Source organism: Paenibacillus sp. YIM B09110 (assembly GCF_037167145.1).
Classification (GTDB): Bacteria; Bacillota; Bacilli; order Paenibacillales; family Paenibacillaceae; genus Pristimantibacillus.
The window spans coordinates 1-20,103 of the sequence record NZ_JBANSP010000031.1; the positions used below are offsets into that span (position 1 = coordinate 1).

Sequence of the window (20,103 nt, forward strand, 5' to 3'; positions counted from 1 at the left end):
ATTTCATCAAACTAATTCGGCCGATTCACGCCCATAACACCCAACCCGCACGTTTAGTTGCCCGATATCGAACTAAACACGCGGGGGGACTCGTACAAGACTAATTAGTTGCCCAGAATGACACTATTGCCCGTTAGCTACCTTTTGGAGAGGACCGCATCATGCCAAGGAGGGGATCACCGACGGGTATATTGCACATTAGTTGCAATTCATCAAACTAATTTCAGCTAACACGCGGTAACATGCTCATTAGTTGCTTTTCATCGAACTAATTCGCCGTTTCACGCCCAAAACACCAAATCTGCCCGTTTAGTTGCCCGATATCGAACTAAACACGCGGGGTTCCTCGTACAAGACTAATTAGTTACCCAGAATGACACTATTGCGCAATCCCCCAATCCCCCACTCCGTTCGTAGAGATTCGTCCTCCGCACCTAAACAAGCTCAAGCAAGCTATCTTACTTCACAATAGCAATCGCGAGGCCATCATAACCCGGTATGACGGTGCTCATGAGCCGCTCGTCGGTCGCGATGCGTTCATTAAATGAACGCACGGCGCGCACAGCCGGGCCTTGCTTCGTTTCGTCGACCGTCCGCCCGCGCAAGAAGATATTGTCGCCAACGATCAGCGCTCCTGGATTGGCCAGCTCAAGCGCATAGTCCAAGTAGATCGGATACCCTTCCTTGTCGGCATCAATGAAGAAGAAGTCGAATTTCCGCCCTTCCGACGCTAGCTGCGCCAAGCTCGCCTTCGCATCACCGACAACATACTCCACTTTATCTCCAAGTCCCGCAGCTTCCATATTCGCCTTAGCGACGTCCGCGTAGTGCTGCAGCAACTCCAGCGATACAAGCTTCCCCGCTTCCCCAATGCCCCGGGCGAGACAAATGCCGCTATAACCGCCAAGCGCTCCAATCTCCAGTACGCTGCCCGCTCCCTTCAGCCTCACAAGCATCGTCAATAGCCTTCCATACCCGTCAGCTACCGAAATATCGGGCATTCCACGCTCCGCAAGCACCGCTTTCACATGTTCAAGATCGGCATCTTTTGCATATAAATCATCCACATATTGCTCATTCAGAAACATTATTCATCTCTCTCCAATTTTACAATTTGTAAAAACAACCTAGTTTGTCCTATACTTGATTGTATGTTTTTGTTCAAATATAGGAAAGCATAAGTTTTACTTTTATCCATACGCCTATATTTCACCGCGAAACGAAAGCTTATGCTGTCAAGGACGCCGTCAGGCGCTTCTTCTAGCAGGGATACAAGCGCAGCTCCGGACATCAGTCGACAGGACTCGCAGAACTAATGAAAAGAGAGTGTTAGATGGAAAAGCTACAATTAATCGCAACCTCGCCGATGGGGCTTGAGGCGGTTGTTGCCCGAGAGCTTAAAGACCTCGGTTACACGGACTTGCAAGTCGAGAACGGCAGAGTCAACTTTACGGGCGGTCCCGCCGACATATGCCGAACGAATCTATGGCTTCGTTCCGCAGGCAGAATTTTGATCAAAATGGGAGAGTTCCGCGCGACGACGTTCGATGAGCTGTTCGAGGGTACGAAAGCGCTTGACTGGCCAACTTGGATTCCTGAGGATGGCGAATTCCCAGTTGACGGCCGCTCCCAAAAATCGCAGTTAACGAGCGTTCCTGCCTGCCAAGGCATCGTGAAAAAAGCGGTCGTCGAGAAAATGAAGGAACGTTATCACACGGAATGGTTTCCGGAGGATGGCGGACGGTACGTCATTGAGGTGACGCTGCTTAACGACAAAGCGATGCTGACGCTCGATACGACAGGCGCCGGCCTGCACAAACGCGGCTATCGCAAAGTATCTACGGAAGCACCGATTCGCGAGACGATGGCAGCAGCGCTCATCCAGCTTAGCCGCTGGCAGCCCGATCGCCCGCTCTATGACCCGTTCTGCGGTTCAGGCACTATTTTAATAGAAGCAGCGATGATCGGCTGGAATATTGCGCCAGGACTTCGCAGATCGTTCAACAGTGAGGGCTGGCCGCTACTGCCTGATGAGTTGTGGGATGCAGCCCGCGAAGAAGCTTACGATGCCGTTAAGGACGACATTCCGCTTCAGATCGCCGGCTCGGACATCGATCCGAACGCTATTGAGATTGCGGAGGCGGCCGTCAAGAAAGCCGGCTTCGGCAAAGAAATCAAGCTTAACGTCCTTCCGGTCGCTAAGGCGAAGCCTGAGGGCGATTACGGTGTAATCATTACGAACCCTCCTTACGGCGAGCGGCTTGGCGATGATCGCGAAGCCGAAATGGCATTGCGCCAATTCGGACTTACCGCGCTTCATTACCCGACATGGTCCTATTTCGCAATAAGTCCGTCAACAACGATGGAGACCTATTTCGGCCGCCCGGCAGACAAAAAACGCAAGCTGTTCAATGGCCGAATTGAATGCAACTATTATCAATTTTTCGGACCATTGCCTCCGCGCGGCGGCCGGAACTAGTGAGAAAGGAAGGACAAGCTCATTATGTATTCGAATAATTACAATATTGTACGACGATGCATGAGCAGTGTGCTCGTATGGCTGACTCGTCTCAAGACTGTAGATTTTTTACTGTTTACGGTCGTTTTGATGGCTAAGCTTTATATTTTTTCCGACGTTATCGGCATGTCCAAAATGAGAATGAACGGCGAGGATTTTTTCATTGAGTTGGGAGCGCTATTGCTTACCGTCTTTTGGACCATATGGCTGCCTCCGCGCGGCCGTATTATTGCACTCATCGTTATTAATCTCATTTTATCTTTCGTCATGTATGCTGATCTTATTTACTATCGTTATTTTCAAGACTTAATTACGGTTCCCGTGCTTATGCAGATGAACCAAGTTGATTCGCTCGGTGAAAGCATTAATACGCTTTTGTCTTGGAATGACATTGTTTTCTTCGTTGACTGGATTGTTATCGTTCCATTCCTCGTGTATGTCATTTGGAAAGGCCGCGGCGATCTTCGCAGAGCGAACGAGCAAGCCGGCATCAAGTCCGCACCGTTGTGGCGCAAAACCGTTGCCCGCATCATCATTAGCGTCGCCGTGTTCATGCTGGGTTCGAACCTCGTCTTTACGAACGTGGAAGAGGCGAAGCGGACGTGGGCACAAGGGATTTTCGTCGGGGCATGGTGGAATCTGTCCATCTACAATGTAACCGGTGAAATCGGCTTCCACGGGTTCGATATATACCGTTATGCGAAGCAGAACTGGTTCGACACATCCAACGTTTCGGCGGAGCAAGCTTCCGAATCGAAAGCTTGGATTGCCGAGCGCGGTGAAGATCGCAAGGAATTGGAAAGCGATGCGCTGTTCGGCGCCTACAAAGGCAGCAACGTGCTGATGATCCAGATGGAAGCTTTCCAAAACTTCATGATCGGCCAATCGATCGGCGGCGAGGAAATTACGCCGAATATGAACAAGCTGATTAAAGAAAGCGCCTATTTCAGCGAGTTCTATCACCAGACTGCGCAAGGCCGCACGTCTGACGCCGATTTCGCAGCGAACTGCTCGATGCAGCCTGTCGGCAACGGCTCTGTATTTATCCAATTCGCAAACCACGACTTTGAATGCATGCCTCAGACGCTGAAGCAAGAAGGCTATACAGCCAACGTCTTCCATGCCTATGAGGGCGGCTTCTGGAATCGGAATACGATGTACAACAATATGGAATACGATAAATTTTACAGCCGAAAGCATTTCACATTGGACGAAAAAGTCGGTTGGTCGCTTGGCGACAAGTCGTTCTTCCGACAATCGCTCGATGTTATATCGGATCAAAAACAACCTTTCTATTCGTTCCTGATTACATTGTCCAGCCATCATCCTTATACGTTGCAGGAAGACGTACAAACGCTGAATGTCGGAGAGCTCGACGGTACGATTATGGGCGATTATTTGCAGGCAACCCATTACGTAGATGCCGCAATCGGCGAATTGGTTGAGCGCATGAAAGCCGAAGGACTATGGGACAATACCATCCTTCTGATGTACGGTGATCACGACAACTCGATCAAGGATATGAAGCTGTTTGAAACCTTCCTTGGCAAGTCATTGTCCGAGGTCGAGCAAATGATGATAATGAAGCAGGTGCCGCTTATCGTTCATTTGCCTCGCGGCGAGCATGCCGGTGAGTATACGAACGTTGGAGGTCAGATTGACATTACGCCAACGGTCATGCACCTGCTCGGTATCTCGACGGCAGATAAATATATGATTGGCATGCCGCTCATTACCGAACAGCCGGTTGCAGGTCACAAGGTTGTTCTCCGCAACGGTTATTGGACAGACGGAAACGTCTTCTTCATGCCTTCCGCTGACGGTATCCCTGAGAACGGCAAGTGCTGGAATATAGCCGATAATGCAGTCGGCGATATCAATGGCTGTTTGTCAGGCATTGAGGAAGCGAGCACGGAGCTGGCGATGTCCGATCAAATCATCGAGAACGATCTCATCGCCGATTACAAAGAGCAAGACGCTACCGAAGCACGTGCGGGCAGCACAGATGAAGACGCCAACACCCTTGCTTCTGCAGGAACGAAATAATAACGAACAACCCGCCCTCCAGATTTAGGAAGGCGGGTTGTTTTTTTATGACATTATGAAGCTTGCCGCTTGCCATGCTCTGCTAACCAGCCGAGTACATCGTCAATCGTCTGGACAGGCACAATATTAAGCGAAGGAGCGGCCGATCTCGCAGCCTCTACGGATGCGGCTGGCACGAAGAAGACATCGGCATCGGTGCGACTTACCGCATAAGCCTTTTGAGGAATGCCTCCGACAAGTCCGACACTGCCGTCGACCTCAATGGTCCCTGTACCCGCAACCTGCAAACCCCCTGTTACACCCCCAGGTGTCAGCTGATCGATGATCGCCAGCGTCAGCATCGCTCCATGAGACGGACCGCCTATATGCGCGATATACGGTTTGTAGGCCACCGCTCGCGGAGTATCGAGCTTCGGATTCGTCCGCACAGAAATGCCGAACACGGCTCGGTTCTTATCGTCATCCGCAGCGCGTGTGAGCGCACTGATCCGCAATGACTCCTTGCCCCTGTCAATCGTTAGCGACACAGTGTCGCCTGGCTTGATCGCCTTACCCATATAGCTAGTCATATCGTCCAACGACTGTACCGTCCGATCGTTCAAGCCACGAATGATATCGCCAGCTTGAAGCTGTCCTTCTACCGGGCTTCCCGTTACGATCGCCACGACGAACACCCCATCCGCAGTGACGCCATTACCGATCCCTGCCTTCTCCATCGCAACAGCCTCAGCTACTTGATTGGCATTCGTCTTCATCATGACAACTTGGGAGTAGGACTCCGTAAGCGGAGGCTCGTCTTCAGGAATGGGGTCGAAGCGGTATTCCGGGAACAGCTTGCCGTATACCCAATCCATCGGCACAGCCGGCCGTTCGAATACGAGTACGCCGTTAATGGATCCTCCCGCCGCTCCGCTCTCCACATGTGCATAACGGTTCATATTAAGCGTCATTCCCGGATAAGTGACATTGTAGCCTGTCGGAGTAACAAGCAATGCCATTACAATCGCAATACCGATCCATAACAGCAATGTGCGTTTGGAGAAGCGCAGCTTGCCGTTCCCCGCCTCCCAACCCATCAGCTCGCTAAGCAGCATATCAATGCCTACAAGCAGTGCTGATGAGCCGATAAGCAGAAGCATCAGCATCAGCTTAGTTGGAGTGAATAGAGCAACGGCAGCAGCACATACGCTAACGACTACAACTGCCAACTTCAGTAAGTGCATCACAACATACGACAGCTTGCTGCGGCCCACTTCTATGCCAGAGCTTAGGTATACTCTACGGAGCTTAAAACTACCCTGCACCGCGCCTGCCGCCCAAAGCAGCGGAGGCAGCGCTAGCAGCATAAGCAGCCAATCGATCATCTCGATCCATTGCATGCCTCCAGCTGTCCTAAGCGGAGCAGGAAGCCATATAAGCTCGGCGAAGACCAAATAACTTAATGCAACGACAAGTCCGATAACATAAAAGTTCCGATGATTTCTATTTCTAAGCCTCGATTTTATTGTCATCCAGCAGACCTCTTCGCCGTTAGATTCCTATTTCTTTGGTTTTTATTATGTGCATGCATCCGCAACGAGCGAGAACCCAACGGAAGATTTGCCGTTGGGTCCTGATGTGTACGTATCCTATGAAGTTCAATTTCAATCGAGCGTTTGATGGCGTCATTTATTTCTTAATATATTGGCTAGCCTTCTCGATCGCATCGTCCTCGGAAGCACCCTTCACATACCGTCCATTGATGAAGACGAACGCGTACCGCGCACAAGGGCCGCAGTATGACTTGCAGCTTACTACGCCGATCTCGTCATTAGGGGCCAGCTTCTGCAACTTGGCAATGGACGTCTTCATCTTCATATGCTTGCATTTGTCGCATATGCGTATATCGTTAGCCATTCAACATCTTCCTATCTTGCTCCGGCAGCCTGCGAAGCTTAGTGGTCGCCGTGGTTGCCTTTAGTTGGATTCGTAACGGCAAAGCCTTCCTCCGGCGCGTAGAAGTAATCAATTCGAACGCCATCTAGAAACTCGTTGCCATCTTCCAAAATAACATCAATATCTTTGTCCGTCGATACAACGACGTCCTTATCGGTAGGCACATCAATCCCCATGCCGTAATGCGCGTGATCGCCGTGCGAATGTGTTACGTATACGCGAAGCTTCTTGCCTTCGTTCTCTGGCTTGTCCAGCTCTACCTTCAACATTTTAGCAGCGTTTTTGGAAATTTTGCAGTTCATCGTTATCCAGCTCCTCTTATCGTTATGCCCTTCGGCAGGTTTTACTATTTTATATTATACTTCGTCTGCATTCTGCGGGCAAACCATTCTGAAATAATCATCGTTACCGCAATATCGTCGATCGGCATCATCGGCAGCACATCGGGCAAAATCCAATATAGCAATACGGGCACGCCGAATAGCAGCTTGTCCTTTACTTCTACGTCCCGTGACTTCAGGAGCTTGAAAATAAGACCGAACGTCCCTTTCCAATGGCGAAGCGATAACAATTTACGCATAGGATGTCCCACCTTGATTGCATTTACGACTAGTATATCATAAATTACAAAGCAGACATCACCTACGAAGGACGATGTCTGCCGATTTGCAGCGCCTCCACCAATAGGGGCTGCAATTCCATATAGATGTGATCGAAATTTTGGAACGGGAGCGGATTCTCGCCGTACCCCGCCTCCACCGTGAAGCCTGGCTTGCGATAGTACTGAATGAACCAGTCCTTATACCCCGCATCGCTGCCTGACAGCTTCACCGGCTTGTAGCCGCTTGCCCCGCCAAGCCGCTTTGCAAGCATCTCAGCCTCGATAGGCTCGTAATCGCGATAATTCCAATAAATTTCCCGCCCTTGCGTATGAAGAGCAATAACCGCATCGAACCCGATGTTTTCCGTAAGGCTTGCCATTGCAAGCGCTTCGGGCTCGCTTAGCGGCTGCGGGCCGGGGTAATCGCGCGGACCTGGTCCTTCCACCCCGCGGCGCTTGCACTCCTCATCCCAATGTGCTGGGAACTGATCGTTCAGATCAACGCCTCTCGCATTCGCCTTCCAGCCGCTGAAGCTGTTCGAGCCGCCGTTCCAGGCAATCAACTGCTCGTATAAGGGATTGGACTTGCTTACCCCGCATTGGGCCAGCTCGACGCCGTCCGGATTAACCATCGGGACAGCCCACAGCGTCACCTCTCTGCAGAGCTCCGCTACCTCCTGTCCCCTTAGCGGTTCATCATTTGCGTACGAGGCGGACAAGTCGCCAACAAAACGCATTAACAATGCGGATGTAATCCATTCATTAGCATGGAATGAGGCGTTCATATGAATCTTTCTTGAACCTCGTCCGCAGCGCAGCGCGATAATCGGCCTGCCGAGAACGCTGCGCCCAATCTCATAGACGGTAACGAAGGAATAGCGGCTGGCAAGTTGTCTGCAGCCCTCCAGCATATGATGATAACGGTATGAGTCCTTCTCGTTCATCGCAATATCGCCTCCAGCGAGCGTCAGCTCTATCATTCCTACCATGACCATGCTATGCCGCTCAAGCTTGCCCTATGTTATCAAGCTCACTTACGCCTACTTACAAAGCAAAGAAGCCGACACCCGTCTGCAAGCAGACGAGCTCTTCGGCTTCTTCGTTACTACGCGCCTTCGGCAAGGTTCAAACAATATTCGGAACCTGCCAAACGACTGGCGTCAATTCAATCTGCTCGCCCAGCCATTGCTGCGCAATGGACTTGAACAGAAGCGAATCTCCGCTGCAGAAAAACTGGTGCACCGGTACGTCGTTTCTGAGCGCAAGTCTTTTTTGATCCCGCAAAATAATGCTTACCTCTCTCGCCGTCTCATCCGCCGAATTAATGAGCGCCACGCCTTGACCCATGACCTCTGCAATCGTGTCGGTCAGAAACGGATAATGCGTGCAGCCAAGAATGAGACAATCGATCGGATACATGCGCAAATGTCCGATTGACTTGCGCACAGCCTCATACGTTTCCGGCGAACGGAAATTGCCTTTCTCCACGAGCGGTACGAATAACGGGCAAGCTTCGCTTATGACCTCCACATGAGGCGAAAGTTCACGCAACGCGTTGTCGTATGCACGGCTCTTGATTGTCCCTTCCGTACCGATAACACCAATACAACCGGTTGCAGAGCGGCCGATAGCAGCTCTTGCACCGGGGTTGATCACGCCGACTACCGGCACAGCAACTCTTGCGCGAATGTCGCCAAGCGCCGCTGCCGTTGCGGTGTTGCATGCTATAACAATCATTTTGGGACTGAATTGAATTAAGTAATCCACTATTTCTCTCGTGAAGCGAATGATTTCCTCTGAGGAGCGAGGACCGTAAGGCGTCCTGGCTGTATCTCCGAAATAAACGATTTTTTCTCGCGGCAGTTGGCGCATCACTTCTTTGGCAACGGTTAGACCGCCTACGCCTGAATCAAGTATCGCAATCGGTTGCTGCACGAACACACCGCTTTCCTTGAACATGATCGTCAAATAGAATGACACAATAGCATATGAATACGGGCAAAAAAACGTACCTACATCTTATCGCAAAAGCAAACAAGCTTCAATAAATGAAAACCAATGAAAACCGGCCTTCTAACCTTATATTGACAGTAAAAATATGTATCGCTTAATATTTAATTGATTTAACTGTTCTGTCCTAACCCCGGCTAGGTTATATACATCTATAGACAGGAGTTACCTACTATGACGGAACAAACGAAATCCGCAGCGCAAGATAACGATGTTAATTCCGGCAACAAACGCGGCTTGCTTATTATCGGCTTGCTAATCGCCATGCTGTTCGCAGCGCTTGACGGCACGATCGTCGGCACGGCGATGCCGACCATCATTCTTGAGATGGGCGGCTTGGAACTGATGGCTTGGGTTACAACCGCCTATATGCTGACCTCTACAACAATCGTTCCTATCGCCGGCAAGCTTTCCGACTTATTCGGACGCAAAATCGTATATGTATCGGGTCTCCTTATTTTTATTATCGGCTCGGCGCTCTGCGGTGTTGCAGGCAATATCGAGCAGCTTATCATTTACCGTGCGATCCAAGGCCTTGGCGGCGGGATCATGATGCCGATGGCTATGATCATTGTCGGCGACCTATTCACAGGCAAGCAGCGCGCGAAGTGGCAGGGTATATTCGCCGCCGTGTTCGGCCTCTCCTCCGTCCTAGGTCCGCAAATCGGCGGCTGGATCGTCGACGCTTGGGACTGGCGCTGGGTGTTCTATATCAACTTGCCTGTCGGCGTAATAGCAACGATCTTCATCGCCCTATCCTTAAGCGGCAAGAAGTCCGAAGGCAAAGTGAAATTCGACTGGGCCGGCATCTTCACTATGGTCGTCGGCGTAGTCAGCTTGTTGCTTGCGATGTCGCTGGGCGGCAATGAATTCGAATGGCTGTCCTGGCAGATCATCGGCATGCTTGTCTTGGCCATCGCGGCCTTGACCGTATTCGTATTCGTGGAAGCTAAAGCCGAGGAGCCCGTTCTTCCCGTCAAGCTGTTCAAGGACAAAACCTTTACTTTGATTAACAGCGTAGGCTTCTTCATGAGTCTTGGCATGTTCGGTGCAACGCTGTTCGTGCCCCTCTTCATGCAATGGATCGTAGGCATCTCCGCTACGGCTTCCGGCTCGATTATGATACCGATGATGGTATCGATGATGCTGTTCAGCATCATCGGCGGACAGGTCGTATATAAGCTTGGCGTTCGGGCGCAATTAATTATCGGCATGCTCATTATTGCAGTCGCTTTCTTCCTCCTTACGCTGCTGGACGGATCTACGACAAGACTAGTAGCATCGAGCTACATGGTCGTGCTTGGAACAGGCATCGGACTCGTCATGCCGCTGCTCACGCTCGTGCTGCAGGATTCGTATCCGAAGTCGCAGCTTGGCGTCGTCACTTCGTCCAGCACATTTTTCCGTCAGATCGGAGCTACGTTTGGCATGACGCTGCTGGGAGCCGTTATGAATCTGCAAACAAGCAGCGCTCTTAATTACAAGCTGACACCTATGCTTGGGCAGCTTCCTGAGGAAGCGAAGCAACTGGCCGACCAAACGGCAAGCACGATTGAATCCAATCCGCAGGCTGTATATTCCAGCTTGCTTGATCCGTCAGTATTGTCTCAGCTGCCGAAGGAGCTTACCGACAAGCTGGTACCCGTTGTGAAGTCAACATTAATCGATTCGCTGCACGCCGTCTTTTGGGTCGGCTTGATCTTCATTGCTATTGGCACTGTGCTGGCGCTGTTCGTTCGCAACATGAAGCTCATTCAGCCTGCGAAGGAAGACAAGAAGTCAGAGTTAGCGTCAAGCGAACCGCAGATTAATCCTATGTAACCTCATACTTTCTATATTTTAACAGAAGGCGCCGGCACATGGTTCATAATCGAATCCATGGCCGGCGCCTTCTTATGCGGCATTACAGTTCTTTCGTTACTGCGGCTTCGGACTCGCCGGCTTCCACCGATTCAAGCGCGATAGCGACTTGCTGTTCGCCGCCTCCAGCATTCAGCGCAGCTGCTGCTTCGTCAGCGTCGATCAAGTTTTTGCCTTTGACCGTGCTTACGAAATTGCCAGCTGCCTGCTTCGTACGATCAGCTAGCTGCACCGCTTGATCGCCGATTTGCTTAGCAAAACGTCCTGTTGATTCGCCAACTTGACCGGCAACCTTAACCGTCGTTTGGCCAACCTTCTGAGCACCTGTCGAAATATCCTGACGAAGCTCCTTGCCGGCTTTCGGCGCCAGCAATAAAGCTGTCACAGAACCAACGACACCTCCAGCTAATGCCCCCAGCAAAAATCCTTTAGTCCCTTTACGAGTTGTCATCATGATTCGCTCCTTTCGTTCTTAGCGTGCCCTTCGTCTCTGCTTGTCGATTCGGAGAAAGCAGCGGTAACATGTGCATGATGCCCGGCTTCGTCAGCCGATGCCGACGCCGCGGCGCTGCGCTTCGATTGCCATAGCTGCCAAGCTGCAATGCCCAGCTCCGCCCATTCGAACGCTTCGCCGATCTGCCGCTTCGTCGATGCTCGCTCAGCATGCCTTGCCACCGAATCTGCAAGTACAGCCGTTACGCTCTGTACAGCCGATGTCGTATGCTTAATCGTGCCTCCGACCTCGCCAGCCGCTTCGAATAATCGATTCACGTTGGTTAGCTGCCGATTCGCGGTCCGAATCGTCTCTTCGGCCGGCGTTACTAGACCGCGCAACTCTTCCCCTAAACGAGCTACATCGCGCTGCATCGCTTCAGCAGATTGCTGTACCTGTGCAAGCCTGCCAAGCAATATTCGCATGCCGACAAGTAAGCCCGTTACCAGAATGACGAATGCGCCTGCGGCAACCGCTGCGCTCCATGTTACGATCATGCTCCGCTCTCCTCCTTACCGTGCGAATGCCATATAGACGAATGCCCACTTGCGTAATGACAGTATAAGCAGCATGGGCTTGTTTTGACACAGGCGCATGCAAAAAAGGCCGCTCCCCCGGAATCCGCGCACGATTCCAAAGAACGACCTCTTATTTCTACACTTAGCTTTAGCCGATTTTATAACTGCACTTGCCGCCGCCCTTAGCCAAACATTCCGTCCGCTCGACAGGCGCATCCAGCAGCGCTTGGAACAACGCTAGCTCGCAACTGCATGCTTGCTGATACTTTCCTGCCACCTTCGCGATCGGGCAATTATATTCATTAAGCATATACTTTCCGTTACCCTGCGGCTCCAGCTCCGCCATATACCCTCCGGCGCTTTGAATGGCCGCTAGCTCGCTAATCCGATGCTCGAGACTCTTTCCTGCCATCTTCGGCTCATACCTCTCAAGCAGCTTCTGCTTTCTGCCTTCGAACATCACATCAATGAGCCCTGCCGTATCGGGGTTATCAGCCAGCTCGTCGAGTAAATCGAGAGCGAGCAGGTGATAATTTTTCGGAAACAGCTCATCGGCTTGCCTCGTCAGTTCATAAGCGTGCAGCGGCCTGCCCATCGCTTGACGTACAGAGACAATATGAATGCTGCCTTCCGTCTCCAGTGCGTACATATGGCGGCGTATCGCCATTTCCGTCAGCCCAACCTCCTCCGAAAGCTCGCCGGCACTCATCCGTCCCTTCGTCCGAAGCAGCAGCAATAAACGCTCTCGCGTTGAAGTGTCACTGTTATTGTCTACTGTCCGTCTTGCTGCGCGATTCGTATCGTTGCGCTTCAAACCTTCACCGCCCTTGCACATCTATTAGCGTCATTGTAACGCAAATTAGCCGTTTTGCAAGTGTTAACAAATGCAAACGGCCAACAATTACACGCTATAGCTCGCGATCCAAATATTGCTCCACCGCTAACTTATATTCCGGCAGCAGCTTCGCGATGCGCTCCGACAACGGATGCAGCTCGCTGCGCGGCCATACAAAATACTCTTGGACGAGCGGCCGACGAAGCCTAACCAATTCAATTAACGTCACCAGCATGTCCGCCGGAAAAACGCCTTCCTCGCCCGTAATCTCTATAATATCCTCATAGCTGCTCGCATCGCGCATAATAAAACCGTCAATCAGATAGCTTCCAACATCCGTTACCGTCTCGATTGCCAGATGCAGCGCGCGCTCCTGCGCAAGTCCCTGCAATAATGTCGCTTGCCAGTTCGATGCAACGTCATGCAATGCCGCCGCGATTTCGGGCACTGCTTGCAGCCTGACCTCAATTTGCTCGCGATTTACATAATACAATTGTCGTCGCCTGCCTTCAGCCTTGCTTTTTTTTCTTTGCTTTCCGTTTAAGCCATGCCACCATAATAATGCTGCTCAAAATAATAACGAGCAAATAAGTCAAAATTTCATATACATCGCCCATGCTGATCTGTTCTTCCATGTTACGTACAGCCCGCCTTTCAGCTTATGAAGTCGATGCTGACGGAAGCTTCGCGCACTTGCGTCATATGCTCGATTACTTTTTTATGGACAGGATGCACTTGGTATTCGTCAAGCGCCTCCAAGGAGTCGAACTTCGTAATTAAGGCAATGTGGTACGATCTCTCCGAATGAAGCACGTCAATACCAACCTCAATCGACTTGAGCACCTCGATCTTGCCTTCCATATCTCTTAGCACCTGTGCAGTGTTTGCTACGTTCTCGGCGCTTCCGTCCTTAAGTTTGAAAAAAACGATGTGTGTAAGCATCGGCTGTTCCTCCTCTAATTGCTGCTCTGAATGGGTTCGCATTCGCATGACATCGAATCATTTGTCGCATAATAACCTAAGACACATCATACCCTATGCATCCGTATAAGGGCAATCTCTGCAACCTTACGGCGAAGGAGCTTGATACTAAAATGCGCTATCCCGTTACTTTAGCGGCAACGCTGATCGGACTTGCGATCTGCCTGTTCAATTACACGGGCTACGACCCGCATAACATGATCTTCTTTATGTTCAGCCCACCGGCATGGGTCGTCGATTTATTCGTCGATATCCACGAGGTGAGCGTCCTGCTTATGTATGCCTTGACGGTGCTGACTTGGGCTTTGCTCGGCTTTATCGCCGACAAGATCATCTTCTCGGGCCGAGAAAGCGGCCGTCGCCGCAGCGCACGCTAATAACTTTGAAAAAGGAGCCTTTCGGCTCCTTTTCCATTGTTCATTATCGCATTAGCTGCTTAAGCAGCTTCTACTACCAGCTTCGCATGCATTGTCGTATGACCTTGTCCGCAAGGGATCGAGCATTCGATCAAATATTCGCCCGGCTTATCGAACTCTAGATCTGTTTCCGGGTGGTCATTGTCAAGCTCAACTTGCAAATCTTTAATGTGAACGCCGTGAATGCCGCTCTTATTCTCAAGCTTCATCTTAACTTTGTCGCCAACCTTCACCGTGTACGTTTCTTGGTCGAACGTGAAGTCATTCGATGCCACAAGCTTCAGAAGCGATACGCCTTCTGGCAACGTGGCAGCCTCGTCAACAGGCTTAGCCGGCAAGCCGAATGTGAGCATATAAACGCCCAGCAACGACGCCGCTGTAAAAAGTACGAACATAATCCATTTGTGCATTGCTACGTGCTCCCCTTTGCGATCATAATGTCTACCTCTTATATTACATAAGATCGTCCGAAGTTCTCAACCTTAAACTGAGCAAAGAGGAAAAGTTTTTTTGTTTTTTTGACAAAACCATGAACAATTCGTGAATTAACGTGACAAATACTGCTTGAGTACCCTTTCGGACTCGGCCTTCACGAAACCCCACAGCATGAAGAAGCGGTGATGGTAGCCCCGGCACATGTAATGCGCGCTTAATCCGTCCGCCTCCTGCTTCTCTTCATATACTTTAATGCCGGTTTCGCGGAATTGCCGCCTAATGGCGGACAAATCGAGCAACACCCGATCCTGCACCCCGCGCAGCATCGACTCATAGAGCCTTGGCAGCTTGATCGAAGCCGTCCCGATCACCCGAATGTCATGATCCAGTATCCGCATGACGATGCCAAGCAGCTCATACCGCTTCACCAGCTCCAGCTCCTCGTCGGTCTGAACGGGCGGATGCGAAGCCGCCTTCGCCTCGCTGCGTCCTTCTTCCTTGCTTACGGCCATAGCTTTCCCTCCTTGCATAGCCGTATTATAAGAACATCTGTTCTCATTATATCCAATGACAGCTTGTTCATGCAATAGAGAAAAAACTTCCTGCCAATCGCAGTCTTAGCCCTATCCGCTCAGACGCTTATTTCTTACGCTTAAGCACCTCGATGAGCTCGCGCAGGCGATCAGGCATCGGCAGCCCCAATCGCCCGTAATTTTCCGTTATGGATATGAGCTCGTTCGCGATATAAAAATAGATTGCCGCCCCCATCGTCACATCATTCAAATCCAATAAAATATCGATGCGGTGCGCAAGCAAAATAACGAGCAGCATTAACCCTTTGCGTGCCAGCCCCCAAGCGCCGAATGCGCTGTTAAGCCCTCTTCCTTCCTTGATCGATGCCGTTACGCCGGTAACATAATCAACTCCCATCGCCACTACTAATAGAGTAAGGGATTCAATCCATGAGCCAAAAGCAAAGGTAACGATCGACCCTAGTATTCCGCAAATTGAGCAAAGTAAGACTAACGGCATATTTTGTCACCCCATATTCAAATAAATTTGCTATATACTATGCTCCGGGCCTCAAGGTTGTCCGTGACAAGTCTCAAATATTCCCTTACTATCTATGAAACGGGCATAACCTATTTTGCGTTAATAGAGAAGGAAATAGGAAAGAGGGGCTACGATGCAGCTCATAATGAAACTTGCCTTCAAGCTCGTGCGTTTGAACCACTATTTGATTGCCGCGCTTACGCTGGCGCTCGTCGCAATCAGCTCTGCTCTCGCCTATGTGATCGAGCCCGAGACGTTCGGGACGTGGTTTAATGCGTTATGGTGGGTAATGACGACGGTCGCGACCGTCGGCTACGGCGATTATTTTCCGAAGACGGTGCCCGGCAAAGTGCTTGCAATGTTTCTATACGTATTCGGCATCGGCCTGCTGAGCTTGTTGATCGGCAAAATCATCGACGGGGTAGCCAGTTTCCATAGGAGAAGGGAGAGCGGCACATTGAAGGTGCAGGAAAGCAATCATATTATCGTCATTAATTGGAGCAAAAAAGCGCAGCTAGCCATCGAAGAACTGCTCAGCTCCGAACCCGGCATACATATTGTCATTATCGATAACGCCGAGAAACATCCCTATGATCGGCCGAACGTGCAATTCGTCAGCGGCGATCCAACCTCGATCGAAGTGCTGGCGATGGCGAATATTCATGCGGCCCGCTCTGCTATTATTTTCGCCGATCCGCGCATCGACGACGCATCGCTGATCGACGGCAAGTCGCTCTTGATCGTCTCCAGCATCGAGCAAGCGGCGCCGGCCGTTCATACGACGGTAGAAATCGTGATTGAGAAGCATATTCTCAATTTCCGCCACGTACAAGTAAATGATTTTATTTTATCTCATGATGCCGTGTCGAGGCTCGCCGTACGTTCCGCGCTGAAGGAGGGCAGCGTCGATCTGTTCACACAGCTGCTGAGCAAGCAATATGGCGAGGACGTATTCGATATCAAGCCTGATCCTGCCTGGCAAACTTATGGCGACGGTTTCGCCGCGCTTCTTCGCCAAGGAGCGACGCTAATCGCCGACAGGACGGATATGAGCATCAACCGTAAGCTGGATACAAGAATTCCGGCAGATGCTCGCTTGTTCGTCATTTCCAACGAAGATACGATTCAGAAGATCCGATCCGAAAGGCGGTCCTAACTTATGTCCAGCCCTCTCTCTTACGTGGAGTGGTCCGAATACGAGCAGCGCGTCCTGCGCACGATTGCCGAAGCAACCGTATCGCAAGGCGAGCTATTCGTCCGCAAGCTTGTCAACGCAACCGCCGTGCGCAACGGACTGTATGAGCACACGGCTAATGAATCCGAGGACGGGCAGCAGCATCTTATTTATATGAAGCCGTACAGCGAATTCGACGATTCTATATATGGAACGGCGATACGAACCGCTCTCTACGAAAATTGCAGCGTTTCTCCTTATTTGGAAGCCGAGTTTCTACTATGGAACGGCTATCGGTTCAACCCGTGCGTGCTCGCAATGAGGCCGCCAGCCAGTCCGCTAGACTTCGCACAGCTGCTGCTCGACCATTATATTGTTTCAGAGCGGAGCACCTACGAAACGGTGTATACCATTTATGATATGGACCGCAGCAAAATCGTCGTATTTTTGAAAGGAGTCAATCTGTAAATGAAAGACGAGCACATAATGAAGATGGCCTCGCAGAGCAGCGAGCCTTCGCGTCCAGCGAAATGGCGATCGAACAGCCAGAAGGCGCTCGCCTTCGCCCTCATGCTTACCGTTCCAGTCGCCTTAAGCGGCTGCAATACCGCAAGCAGGTACGATTGCGATGATTTCAACAACAACAATTATTGCGACGATGACGGCACTACGATTATAAGCAGCGGCAAAAAAATAAAAAAATCGTCCAGCATCAAGTCCAGCACCAGCTCCTCCAAAGGGTTCGGCAGCTCCGGCTTCAGCAGCGGAGGATAACGCCATGCAGCGAGTTATCCCGCTGGGCCTCACGGCGGTAGAGCTGTTCCAAGGCGAGCTTGCAGAGCGGCTTCCTTATCACCGGATGTACGGCAAGCAATATTGCCTCCCTTCCGTAACCTTGTATGCGCGCAATGAATACGAGGAGCTTCGAAACGCTTCCGAGCTTGTGGACCGTATTTATTGGAAGGCGCTTCGGTTCGCCCAGCGCTGCCTGCCGGACCAATTTTTATCGGCGCAACTGGGCATTCACCCCTCATTGGTCGATACAGCGCGAATAGAGACGCCTGCACATGGACTCTCCAGACAAGATTGGATCCTAAGCGCTGACGGTATGAAATGTATCGAGAACAATACCGATACGCCGTCGGGCGTACCGGAAGCGGCTTATCTTGGCAACATCGTTGCCGGTCGCTATACGCCTTATCGCTCGGCCGCGACGGGAATGCGCGATTGCATGCTGGAAGCCTTCGGCGAGTTGATCCGCCATTATCGTGAAGCGGGACTTGACGGCATGATCGCCTGCAGCAGCTACGATTGGCATCTGGAGGACAAATGCAATACCGATTATGTGCTGGACGTCATCCGCGAGCTTGGCCATGATGCGGTCTATGTACCGCTCGATCAGCTTGAAATTATTCCTGGAGACGGCCTATACGCCGGCGGCAAACGTGTCGCTATTTTGTACCGGCTGTATCCGCTTGAATATTTGATCCATGATACCGACGCGGACAGCGGCTTCAAGGTCGGCGAAGCCTTGATTGAGCTTGTTGCGGAAGGAAAGCTCGGTCTAATCAATCCGCCGCAAAGCGCGATTACGCAAAGCAAAGGCTTTATGGCGCTGATCTGGGCTTTGTATGAAAGGAACGATCTGTCGAGCGACGTTCTGGGACATCCGCTGTTTGACGCTGGTGAGCTTGATGCGATTCGCGCCTACCTGCTTCCTACCTATTTTGAGAACACCGTCTTCTTGCAGGAGCATATTCCCTTCGTGGCCAAAGGCTACTGGGGGCGCGAAGGCAAAGGAACGGCGCTGTACGGCGCAGACGGCTTGATGGAACAAGATGAGTGGGGCAATCAGGAGGATGCAGAGGAAGCCGAAGAGACAAAACAATATTACAGCGGGCAGCCGAAGGTGTATCAGCAGCGGGTCCCGATGGAGAATACCACCGTACAGACAGAGACCGGATTATACGAAGGCTATCTGCTTACAGGCGCATATATCATAGGCGGACGCTTCGCGGGCCTGTTGCCGCGTATCGGCGGCGTCATAACCGGCGACATGGCTTACTTCTGCCCCGCCGTTGTGCAGCAGGACGAGTAGGTCGGTATCCGAGCGGAGTTACGATTAGAAGCAGATTTGTTTTACATATCGATTAGGAGGTTTTAACGATGAATGATTTTTTGGAAAATGCGGGTAACGTCGGTATCGGACTCGTTATTATTTTTGTTATTCTCGTCGTTGGCGCATTCGTATTCAGCAAGCTGACGCGCTACGACGATGCCAAGGAAATTGAAAAGGGCAACGAAGCGGCCGGCATGTACATGGGCAGCAAGCTGCTCGGCCTCTGTATTATCGTCGGCATGGTGTCTTTCAGCTCGGACTCCTGGGTATCGATGCTCATTTGGTCGGGTATCGGCATCGTTATCCTATGCCTCGTCTATGTCATCTTCGACTTCCTGACGCCGCGCTTCAAAGTATGCGATCAGATTGCTCAGGGCAATATGGCCGTCGCGCAGCTGCTGCGCTCGATCATCATCGGCGTATCGATCGTCATCGGCACATTCCTGATGTAACCAACTTAAAGCAGCTGGAGAATCACCCGCACACCTCTACATGCGAGAGGACCGGTGTTTTCTCCAGCTATCTCTCCCCCACACCCATCTCGTCCAATTGCAGCTTCTCCACCCGCCTGCTTCCTCCCTACCCGTTCATGACATATAGCCCGCCAAAAACAAAAGGAATCATCGCTGTGATTAGCGAGATTCCTCTTATGTTTGCTTTGCAGCTTATGCTGTTTCTCCTGTAACGTCTCGCTTCGTTTGGTCAACGGGTTAACCCCCTGCCAGCTTCCTCTTAGCAGATCAGGCGCGATGCGTCCTTGCTTAACTAGCTTCTCTCTAGCTTTCCTTGCTTTGCTTATTGCCATTGTCGTTGCCTCCCGGGCCTAAAAATACGTGCACTCTATCATTATATGCTGCCAGCGCATTTTGCGAAAGAGGCGCGAAGAGCGCGAACGATGCCGTAATGAATCGACTCCAGGATGAATACATATAGTTTCAAGCGCAAGGAGCAGCGGTCTTCCACAAGCATTCAAAAAAAAGTTTCCACTTCCATCTATTGTTTGAAACATTTTGTATCATTCCTTCGTTTTAGAGACTAATCAAGGAATTGAAGCCAATAGGTGGAAACGTACGCTGCAGCTATTTTAAAGGAGGAATGAGCTATCCGAA

At 51.1% G+C, this 20,103-nt stretch carries 27 protein-coding genes; 9 read left to right on the plus strand and 18 right to left on the minus strand.

All coding sequences use genetic code 11. The annotated features are described in order from the left end of the window. Positions 1 to 458 precede the first annotated feature (458 nt). On the minus strand, positions 459 to 1,088 hold the full coding sequence (locus V8F51_RS27535; RefSeq protein WP_337103711.1) for an O-methyltransferase: 630 nt from the start codon (positions 1,086 to 1,088) through the stop codon (positions 459 to 461). A gap of 245 nt (positions 1,089 to 1,333) precedes the next feature. Between V8F51_RS27535 and V8F51_RS27540 the strand changes: the two genes are divergently transcribed. Both V8F51_RS27540 and V8F51_RS27545 read left to right on the plus strand, forming a co-directional pair. Further along, complete coding sequence (locus tag V8F51_RS27540; RefSeq protein ID WP_337103712.1) at positions 1,334 to 2,479, plus strand: THUMP domain-containing class I SAM-dependent RNA methyltransferase; 1,146 nt, start codon at positions 1,334 to 1,336, stop codon at positions 2,477 to 2,479. A 165-nt stretch (positions 2,480 to 2,644) separates the two neighbouring features. Next, complete coding sequence (locus V8F51_RS27545) at positions 2,645 to 4,564, plus strand: LTA synthase family protein (protein WP_337103713.1); 1,920 nt, start codon at positions 2,645 to 2,647, stop codon at positions 4,562 to 4,564. Between the two features lie 53 nt (positions 4,565 to 4,617). Here V8F51_RS27545 and V8F51_RS27550 read toward each other — a convergent pair whose 3' ends face one another. The 6 genes from V8F51_RS27550 to racE form a co-directional block, all read right to left on the minus strand. After that, positions 4,618 to 6,075: a PDZ domain-containing protein gene (locus V8F51_RS27550; protein ID WP_337103714.1), complete on the minus strand. Its 1,458-nt coding sequence runs from the start codon at positions 6,073 to 6,075 to the stop codon at positions 4,618 to 4,620. Between the two features lie 157 nt (positions 6,076 to 6,232). After that, positions 6,233 to 6,460, minus strand: coding sequence for a DUF1450 domain-containing protein (locus V8F51_RS27555; protein ID WP_337103715.1), 228 nt, complete (start codon positions 6,458 to 6,460; stop codon positions 6,233 to 6,235). Between the two features lie 38 nt (positions 6,461 to 6,498). Next, positions 6,499 to 6,801, minus strand: a complete 303-nt coding sequence (locus V8F51_RS27560) for an iron-sulfur cluster assembly accessory protein (RefSeq protein ID WP_337103716.1) — start codon at positions 6,799 to 6,801, stop codon at positions 6,499 to 6,501. Between the two features lie 44 nt (positions 6,802 to 6,845). Further along, positions 6,846 to 7,079 carry a hypothetical protein gene (locus V8F51_RS27565; RefSeq protein ID WP_337103717.1) on the minus strand — a complete coding sequence of 78 codons (234 nt, stop codon included), beginning with the start codon at positions 7,077 to 7,079 and terminating at the stop codon, positions 6,846 to 6,848. Between the two features lie 62 nt (positions 7,080 to 7,141). Continuing rightward, complete coding sequence (locus tag V8F51_RS27570; RefSeq protein ID WP_337103718.1) at positions 7,142 to 8,095, minus strand: M14 family metallopeptidase; 954 nt, start codon at positions 8,093 to 8,095, stop codon at positions 7,142 to 7,144. Positions 8,096 to 8,225: 130 nt separating this feature from the next. After that, the gene (gene racE, locus V8F51_RS27575) at positions 8,226 to 9,059 is read right to left on the minus strand and encodes a glutamate racemase (RefSeq protein WP_442956500.1); all 834 of its coding nucleotides are present in this window, start codon (positions 9,057 to 9,059) and stop codon (positions 8,226 to 8,228) included. A gap of 225 nt (positions 9,060 to 9,284) precedes the next feature. Between racE and V8F51_RS27580 the strand changes: the two genes are divergently transcribed. After that, a complete protein-coding gene (locus V8F51_RS27580; protein WP_337103719.1) occupies positions 9,285 to 10,931 on the plus strand; it encodes an MDR family MFS transporter in 1,647 nt (548 codons plus the stop codon). An 82-nt stretch (positions 10,932 to 11,013) separates the two neighbouring features. On the opposite strand, the gene V8F51_RS27585 is transcribed toward V8F51_RS27580, so the two are convergent. The 6 genes from V8F51_RS27585 to V8F51_RS27610 form a co-directional block, all read right to left on the minus strand. Beyond that, positions 11,014 to 11,421, minus strand: coding sequence for a YtxH domain-containing protein (locus tag V8F51_RS27585; protein WP_337103720.1), 408 nt, complete (start codon positions 11,419 to 11,421; stop codon positions 11,014 to 11,016). Further along, positions 11,421 to 11,960, minus strand: coding sequence for a DUF948 domain-containing protein (locus V8F51_RS27590; RefSeq protein WP_337103721.1), 540 nt, complete (start codon positions 11,958 to 11,960; stop codon positions 11,421 to 11,423). Before V8F51_RS27590 ends, V8F51_RS27585 begins: the two co-directional genes overlap by 1 nt. Before the next feature lie 169 nt (positions 11,961 to 12,129). Further along, positions 12,130 to 12,816 (minus strand): helix-turn-helix transcriptional regulator, encoded by a 687-nt coding sequence (locus tag V8F51_RS27595; RefSeq protein ID WP_337103722.1) that lies wholly within the window; start codon positions 12,814 to 12,816, stop codon positions 12,130 to 12,132. Between the two features lie 73 nt (positions 12,817 to 12,889). Further along, on the minus strand, positions 12,890 to 13,309 hold the full coding sequence (locus tag V8F51_RS27600) for a DUF86 domain-containing protein (protein WP_337103723.1): 420 nt from the start codon (positions 13,307 to 13,309) through the stop codon (positions 12,890 to 12,892). Positions 13,310 to 13,325: 16 nt separating this feature from the next. After that, positions 13,326 to 13,451 (minus strand): hypothetical protein, encoded by a 126-nt coding sequence (locus V8F51_RS27605; RefSeq protein WP_337103724.1) that lies wholly within the window; start codon positions 13,449 to 13,451, stop codon positions 13,326 to 13,328. Positions 13,452 to 13,470: 19 nt separating this feature from the next. Then, positions 13,471 to 13,758, minus strand: coding sequence for a Dabb family protein (locus V8F51_RS27610; protein ID WP_337103725.1), 288 nt, complete (start codon positions 13,756 to 13,758; stop codon positions 13,471 to 13,473). 152 nt (positions 13,759 to 13,910) lie between these two features. On the opposite strand from V8F51_RS27610, the gene V8F51_RS27615 reads away from it, so the two are divergent. After that, positions 13,911 to 14,174, plus strand: a complete 264-nt coding sequence (locus V8F51_RS27615; protein ID WP_337103726.1) for a hypothetical protein — start codon at positions 13,911 to 13,913, stop codon at positions 14,172 to 14,174. A 59-nt stretch (positions 14,175 to 14,233) separates the two neighbouring features. Here V8F51_RS27615 and V8F51_RS27620 read toward each other — a convergent pair whose 3' ends face one another. From V8F51_RS27620 to V8F51_RS27630, 3 genes are all read right to left on the minus strand, one after another. Further along, positions 14,234 to 14,623, minus strand: a complete 390-nt coding sequence (locus V8F51_RS27620) for a cytochrome C oxidase subunit II (RefSeq protein ID WP_337103727.1) — start codon at positions 14,621 to 14,623, stop codon at positions 14,234 to 14,236. 135 nt (positions 14,624 to 14,758) lie between these two features. Next, a complete protein-coding gene (locus tag V8F51_RS27625; protein ID WP_337103728.1) occupies positions 14,759 to 15,160 on the minus strand; it encodes a hypothetical protein in 402 nt (133 codons plus the stop codon). Between the two features lie 127 nt (positions 15,161 to 15,287). After that, positions 15,288 to 15,680 (minus strand): phage holin family protein, encoded by a 393-nt coding sequence (locus V8F51_RS27630; protein WP_337103729.1) that lies wholly within the window; start codon positions 15,678 to 15,680, stop codon positions 15,288 to 15,290. 154 nt (positions 15,681 to 15,834) lie between these two features. Here V8F51_RS27630 and V8F51_RS27635 point away from each other — a divergent pair, with 154 nt between their 5' ends. The 5 genes from V8F51_RS27635 (at position 15,835) to V8F51_RS27655 (ending at position 19,446) form a co-directional block, all read left to right on the plus strand. Beyond that, the gene (locus tag V8F51_RS27635; protein ID WP_337103730.1) at positions 15,835 to 16,857 is read left to right on the plus strand and encodes an ion channel; all 1,023 of its coding nucleotides are present in this window, start codon (positions 15,835 to 15,837) and stop codon (positions 16,855 to 16,857) included. Positions 16,858 to 16,860: 3 nt separating this feature from the next. Then, positions 16,861 to 17,343 carry a hypothetical protein gene (locus V8F51_RS27640; protein WP_337103731.1) on the plus strand — a complete coding sequence of 161 codons (483 nt, stop codon included), beginning with the start codon at positions 16,861 to 16,863 and terminating at the stop codon, positions 17,341 to 17,343. Next, the gene (locus V8F51_RS27645; RefSeq protein ID WP_337103732.1) at positions 17,344 to 17,649 is read left to right on the plus strand and encodes a hypothetical protein; all 306 of its coding nucleotides are present in this window, start codon (positions 17,344 to 17,346) and stop codon (positions 17,647 to 17,649) included. A 4-nt stretch (positions 17,650 to 17,653) separates the two neighbouring features. Continuing rightward, positions 17,654 to 18,973, plus strand: a complete 1,320-nt coding sequence (locus tag V8F51_RS27650; protein WP_337103733.1) for a glutathionylspermidine synthase family protein — start codon at positions 17,654 to 17,656, stop codon at positions 18,971 to 18,973. A 68-nt stretch (positions 18,974 to 19,041) separates the two neighbouring features. After that, positions 19,042 to 19,446 carry a DUF350 domain-containing protein gene (locus tag V8F51_RS27655; RefSeq protein ID WP_337103734.1) on the plus strand — a complete coding sequence of 135 codons (405 nt, stop codon included), beginning with the start codon at positions 19,042 to 19,044 and terminating at the stop codon, positions 19,444 to 19,446. Between the two features lie 5 nt (positions 19,447 to 19,451). Here the strand turns inward: V8F51_RS27655 and V8F51_RS27660 are convergent, their stop codons facing one another. Together V8F51_RS27660 and V8F51_RS27665 are read right to left on the minus strand one after the other, a co-directional pair. Next, positions 19,452 to 19,799, minus strand: a complete 348-nt coding sequence (locus V8F51_RS27660; RefSeq protein WP_337103735.1) for a hypothetical protein — start codon at positions 19,797 to 19,799, stop codon at positions 19,452 to 19,454. 41 nt (positions 19,800 to 19,840) lie between these two features. Next, positions 19,841 to 19,963 carry a hypothetical protein gene (locus V8F51_RS27665; RefSeq protein ID WP_337103736.1) on the minus strand — a complete coding sequence of 41 codons (123 nt, stop codon included), beginning with the start codon at positions 19,961 to 19,963 and terminating at the stop codon, positions 19,841 to 19,843. Positions 19,964 to 20,103 lie beyond the last annotated feature (140 nt).

What these genes read in the sequence shown, in the direction of transcription:
- V8F51_RS27535 (WP_337103711.1), bottom strand. Translation starts at nt 1,088, where the DNA reads ATGTTTCTGAATGAGCAATATGTGGATGATTTATATGCAAAAGATGCC.
- V8F51_RS27540 (WP_337103712.1), top strand. Translation starts at nt 1,334, where the DNA reads ATGGAAAAGCTACAATTAATCGCAACCTCGCCGATGGGGCTTGAGGCG.
- V8F51_RS27545 (WP_337103713.1), top strand. Translation starts at nt 2,645, where the DNA reads ATGTCCAAAATGAGAATGAACGGCGAGGATTTTTTCATTGAGTTGGGA.
- V8F51_RS27550 (WP_337103714.1), bottom strand. Translation starts at nt 6,075, where the DNA reads ATGACAATAAAATCGAGGCTTAGAAATAGAAATCATCGGAACTTTTAT.
- V8F51_RS27555 (WP_337103715.1), bottom strand. Translation starts at nt 6,460, where the DNA reads ATGGCTAACGATATACGCATATGCGACAAATGCAAGCATATGAAGATG.
- V8F51_RS27560 (WP_337103716.1), bottom strand. Translation starts at nt 6,801, where the DNA reads ATGAACTGCAAAATTTCCAAAAACGCTGCTAAAATGTTGAAGGTAGAG.
- V8F51_RS27565 (WP_337103717.1), bottom strand. Translation starts at nt 7,079, where the DNA reads ATGCGTAAATTGTTATCGCTTCGCCATTGGAAAGGGACGTTCGGTCTT.
- V8F51_RS27570 (WP_337103718.1), bottom strand. Translation starts at nt 8,095, where the DNA reads ATGGTCATGGTAGGAATGATAGAGCTGACGCTCGCTGGAGGCGATATT.
- racE (WP_442956500.1), bottom strand. Translation starts at nt 9,059, where the DNA reads ATGTTCAAGGAAAGCGGTGTGTTCGTGCAGCAACCGATTGCGATACTT.
- V8F51_RS27580 (WP_337103719.1), top strand. Translation starts at nt 9,285, where the DNA reads ATGACGGAACAAACGAAATCCGCAGCGCAAGATAACGATGTTAATTCC.
- V8F51_RS27585 (WP_337103720.1), bottom strand. Translation starts at nt 11,421, where the DNA reads ATGACAACTCGTAAAGGGACTAAAGGATTTTTGCTGGGGGCATTAGCT.
- V8F51_RS27590 (WP_337103721.1), bottom strand. Translation starts at nt 11,960, where the DNA reads ATGATCGTAACATGGAGCGCAGCGGTTGCCGCAGGCGCATTCGTCATT.
- V8F51_RS27595 (WP_337103722.1), bottom strand. Translation starts at nt 12,816, where the DNA reads ATGTGCAAGGGCGGTGAAGGTTTGAAGCGCAACGATACGAATCGCGCA.
- V8F51_RS27605 (WP_337103724.1), bottom strand. Translation starts at nt 13,451, where the DNA reads ATGGAAGAACAGATCAGCATGGGCGATGTATATGAAATTTTGACTTAT.
- V8F51_RS27610 (WP_337103725.1), bottom strand. Translation starts at nt 13,758, where the DNA reads ATGCTTACACACATCGTTTTTTTCAAACTTAAGGACGGAAGCGCCGAG.
- V8F51_RS27615 (WP_337103726.1), top strand. Translation starts at nt 13,911, where the DNA reads ATGCGCTATCCCGTTACTTTAGCGGCAACGCTGATCGGACTTGCGATC.
- V8F51_RS27620 (WP_337103727.1), bottom strand. Translation starts at nt 14,623, where the DNA reads ATGCACAAATGGATTATGTTCGTACTTTTTACAGCGGCGTCGTTGCTG.
- V8F51_RS27625 (WP_337103728.1), bottom strand. Translation starts at nt 15,160, where the DNA reads ATGGCCGTAAGCAAGGAAGAAGGACGCAGCGAGGCGAAGGCGGCTTCG.
- V8F51_RS27630 (WP_337103729.1), bottom strand. Translation starts at nt 15,680, where the DNA reads ATGCCGTTAGTCTTACTTTGCTCAATTTGCGGAATACTAGGGTCGATC.
- V8F51_RS27635 (WP_337103730.1), top strand. Translation starts at nt 15,835, where the DNA reads ATGCAGCTCATAATGAAACTTGCCTTCAAGCTCGTGCGTTTGAACCAC.
- V8F51_RS27640 (WP_337103731.1), top strand. Translation starts at nt 16,861, where the DNA reads ATGTCCAGCCCTCTCTCTTACGTGGAGTGGTCCGAATACGAGCAGCGC.
- V8F51_RS27645 (WP_337103732.1), top strand. Translation starts at nt 17,344, where the DNA reads ATGAAAGACGAGCACATAATGAAGATGGCCTCGCAGAGCAGCGAGCCT.
- V8F51_RS27650 (WP_337103733.1), top strand. Translation starts at nt 17,654, where the DNA reads ATGCAGCGAGTTATCCCGCTGGGCCTCACGGCGGTAGAGCTGTTCCAA.
- V8F51_RS27655 (WP_337103734.1), top strand. Translation starts at nt 19,042, where the DNA reads ATGAATGATTTTTTGGAAAATGCGGGTAACGTCGGTATCGGACTCGTT.
- V8F51_RS27660 (WP_337103735.1), bottom strand. Translation starts at nt 19,799, where the DNA reads ATGGCAATAAGCAAAGCAAGGAAAGCTAGAGAGAAGCTAGTTAAGCAA.
- V8F51_RS27665 (WP_337103736.1), bottom strand. Translation starts at nt 19,963, where the DNA reads ATGCTTGTGGAAGACCGCTGCTCCTTGCGCTTGAAACTATATGTATTC.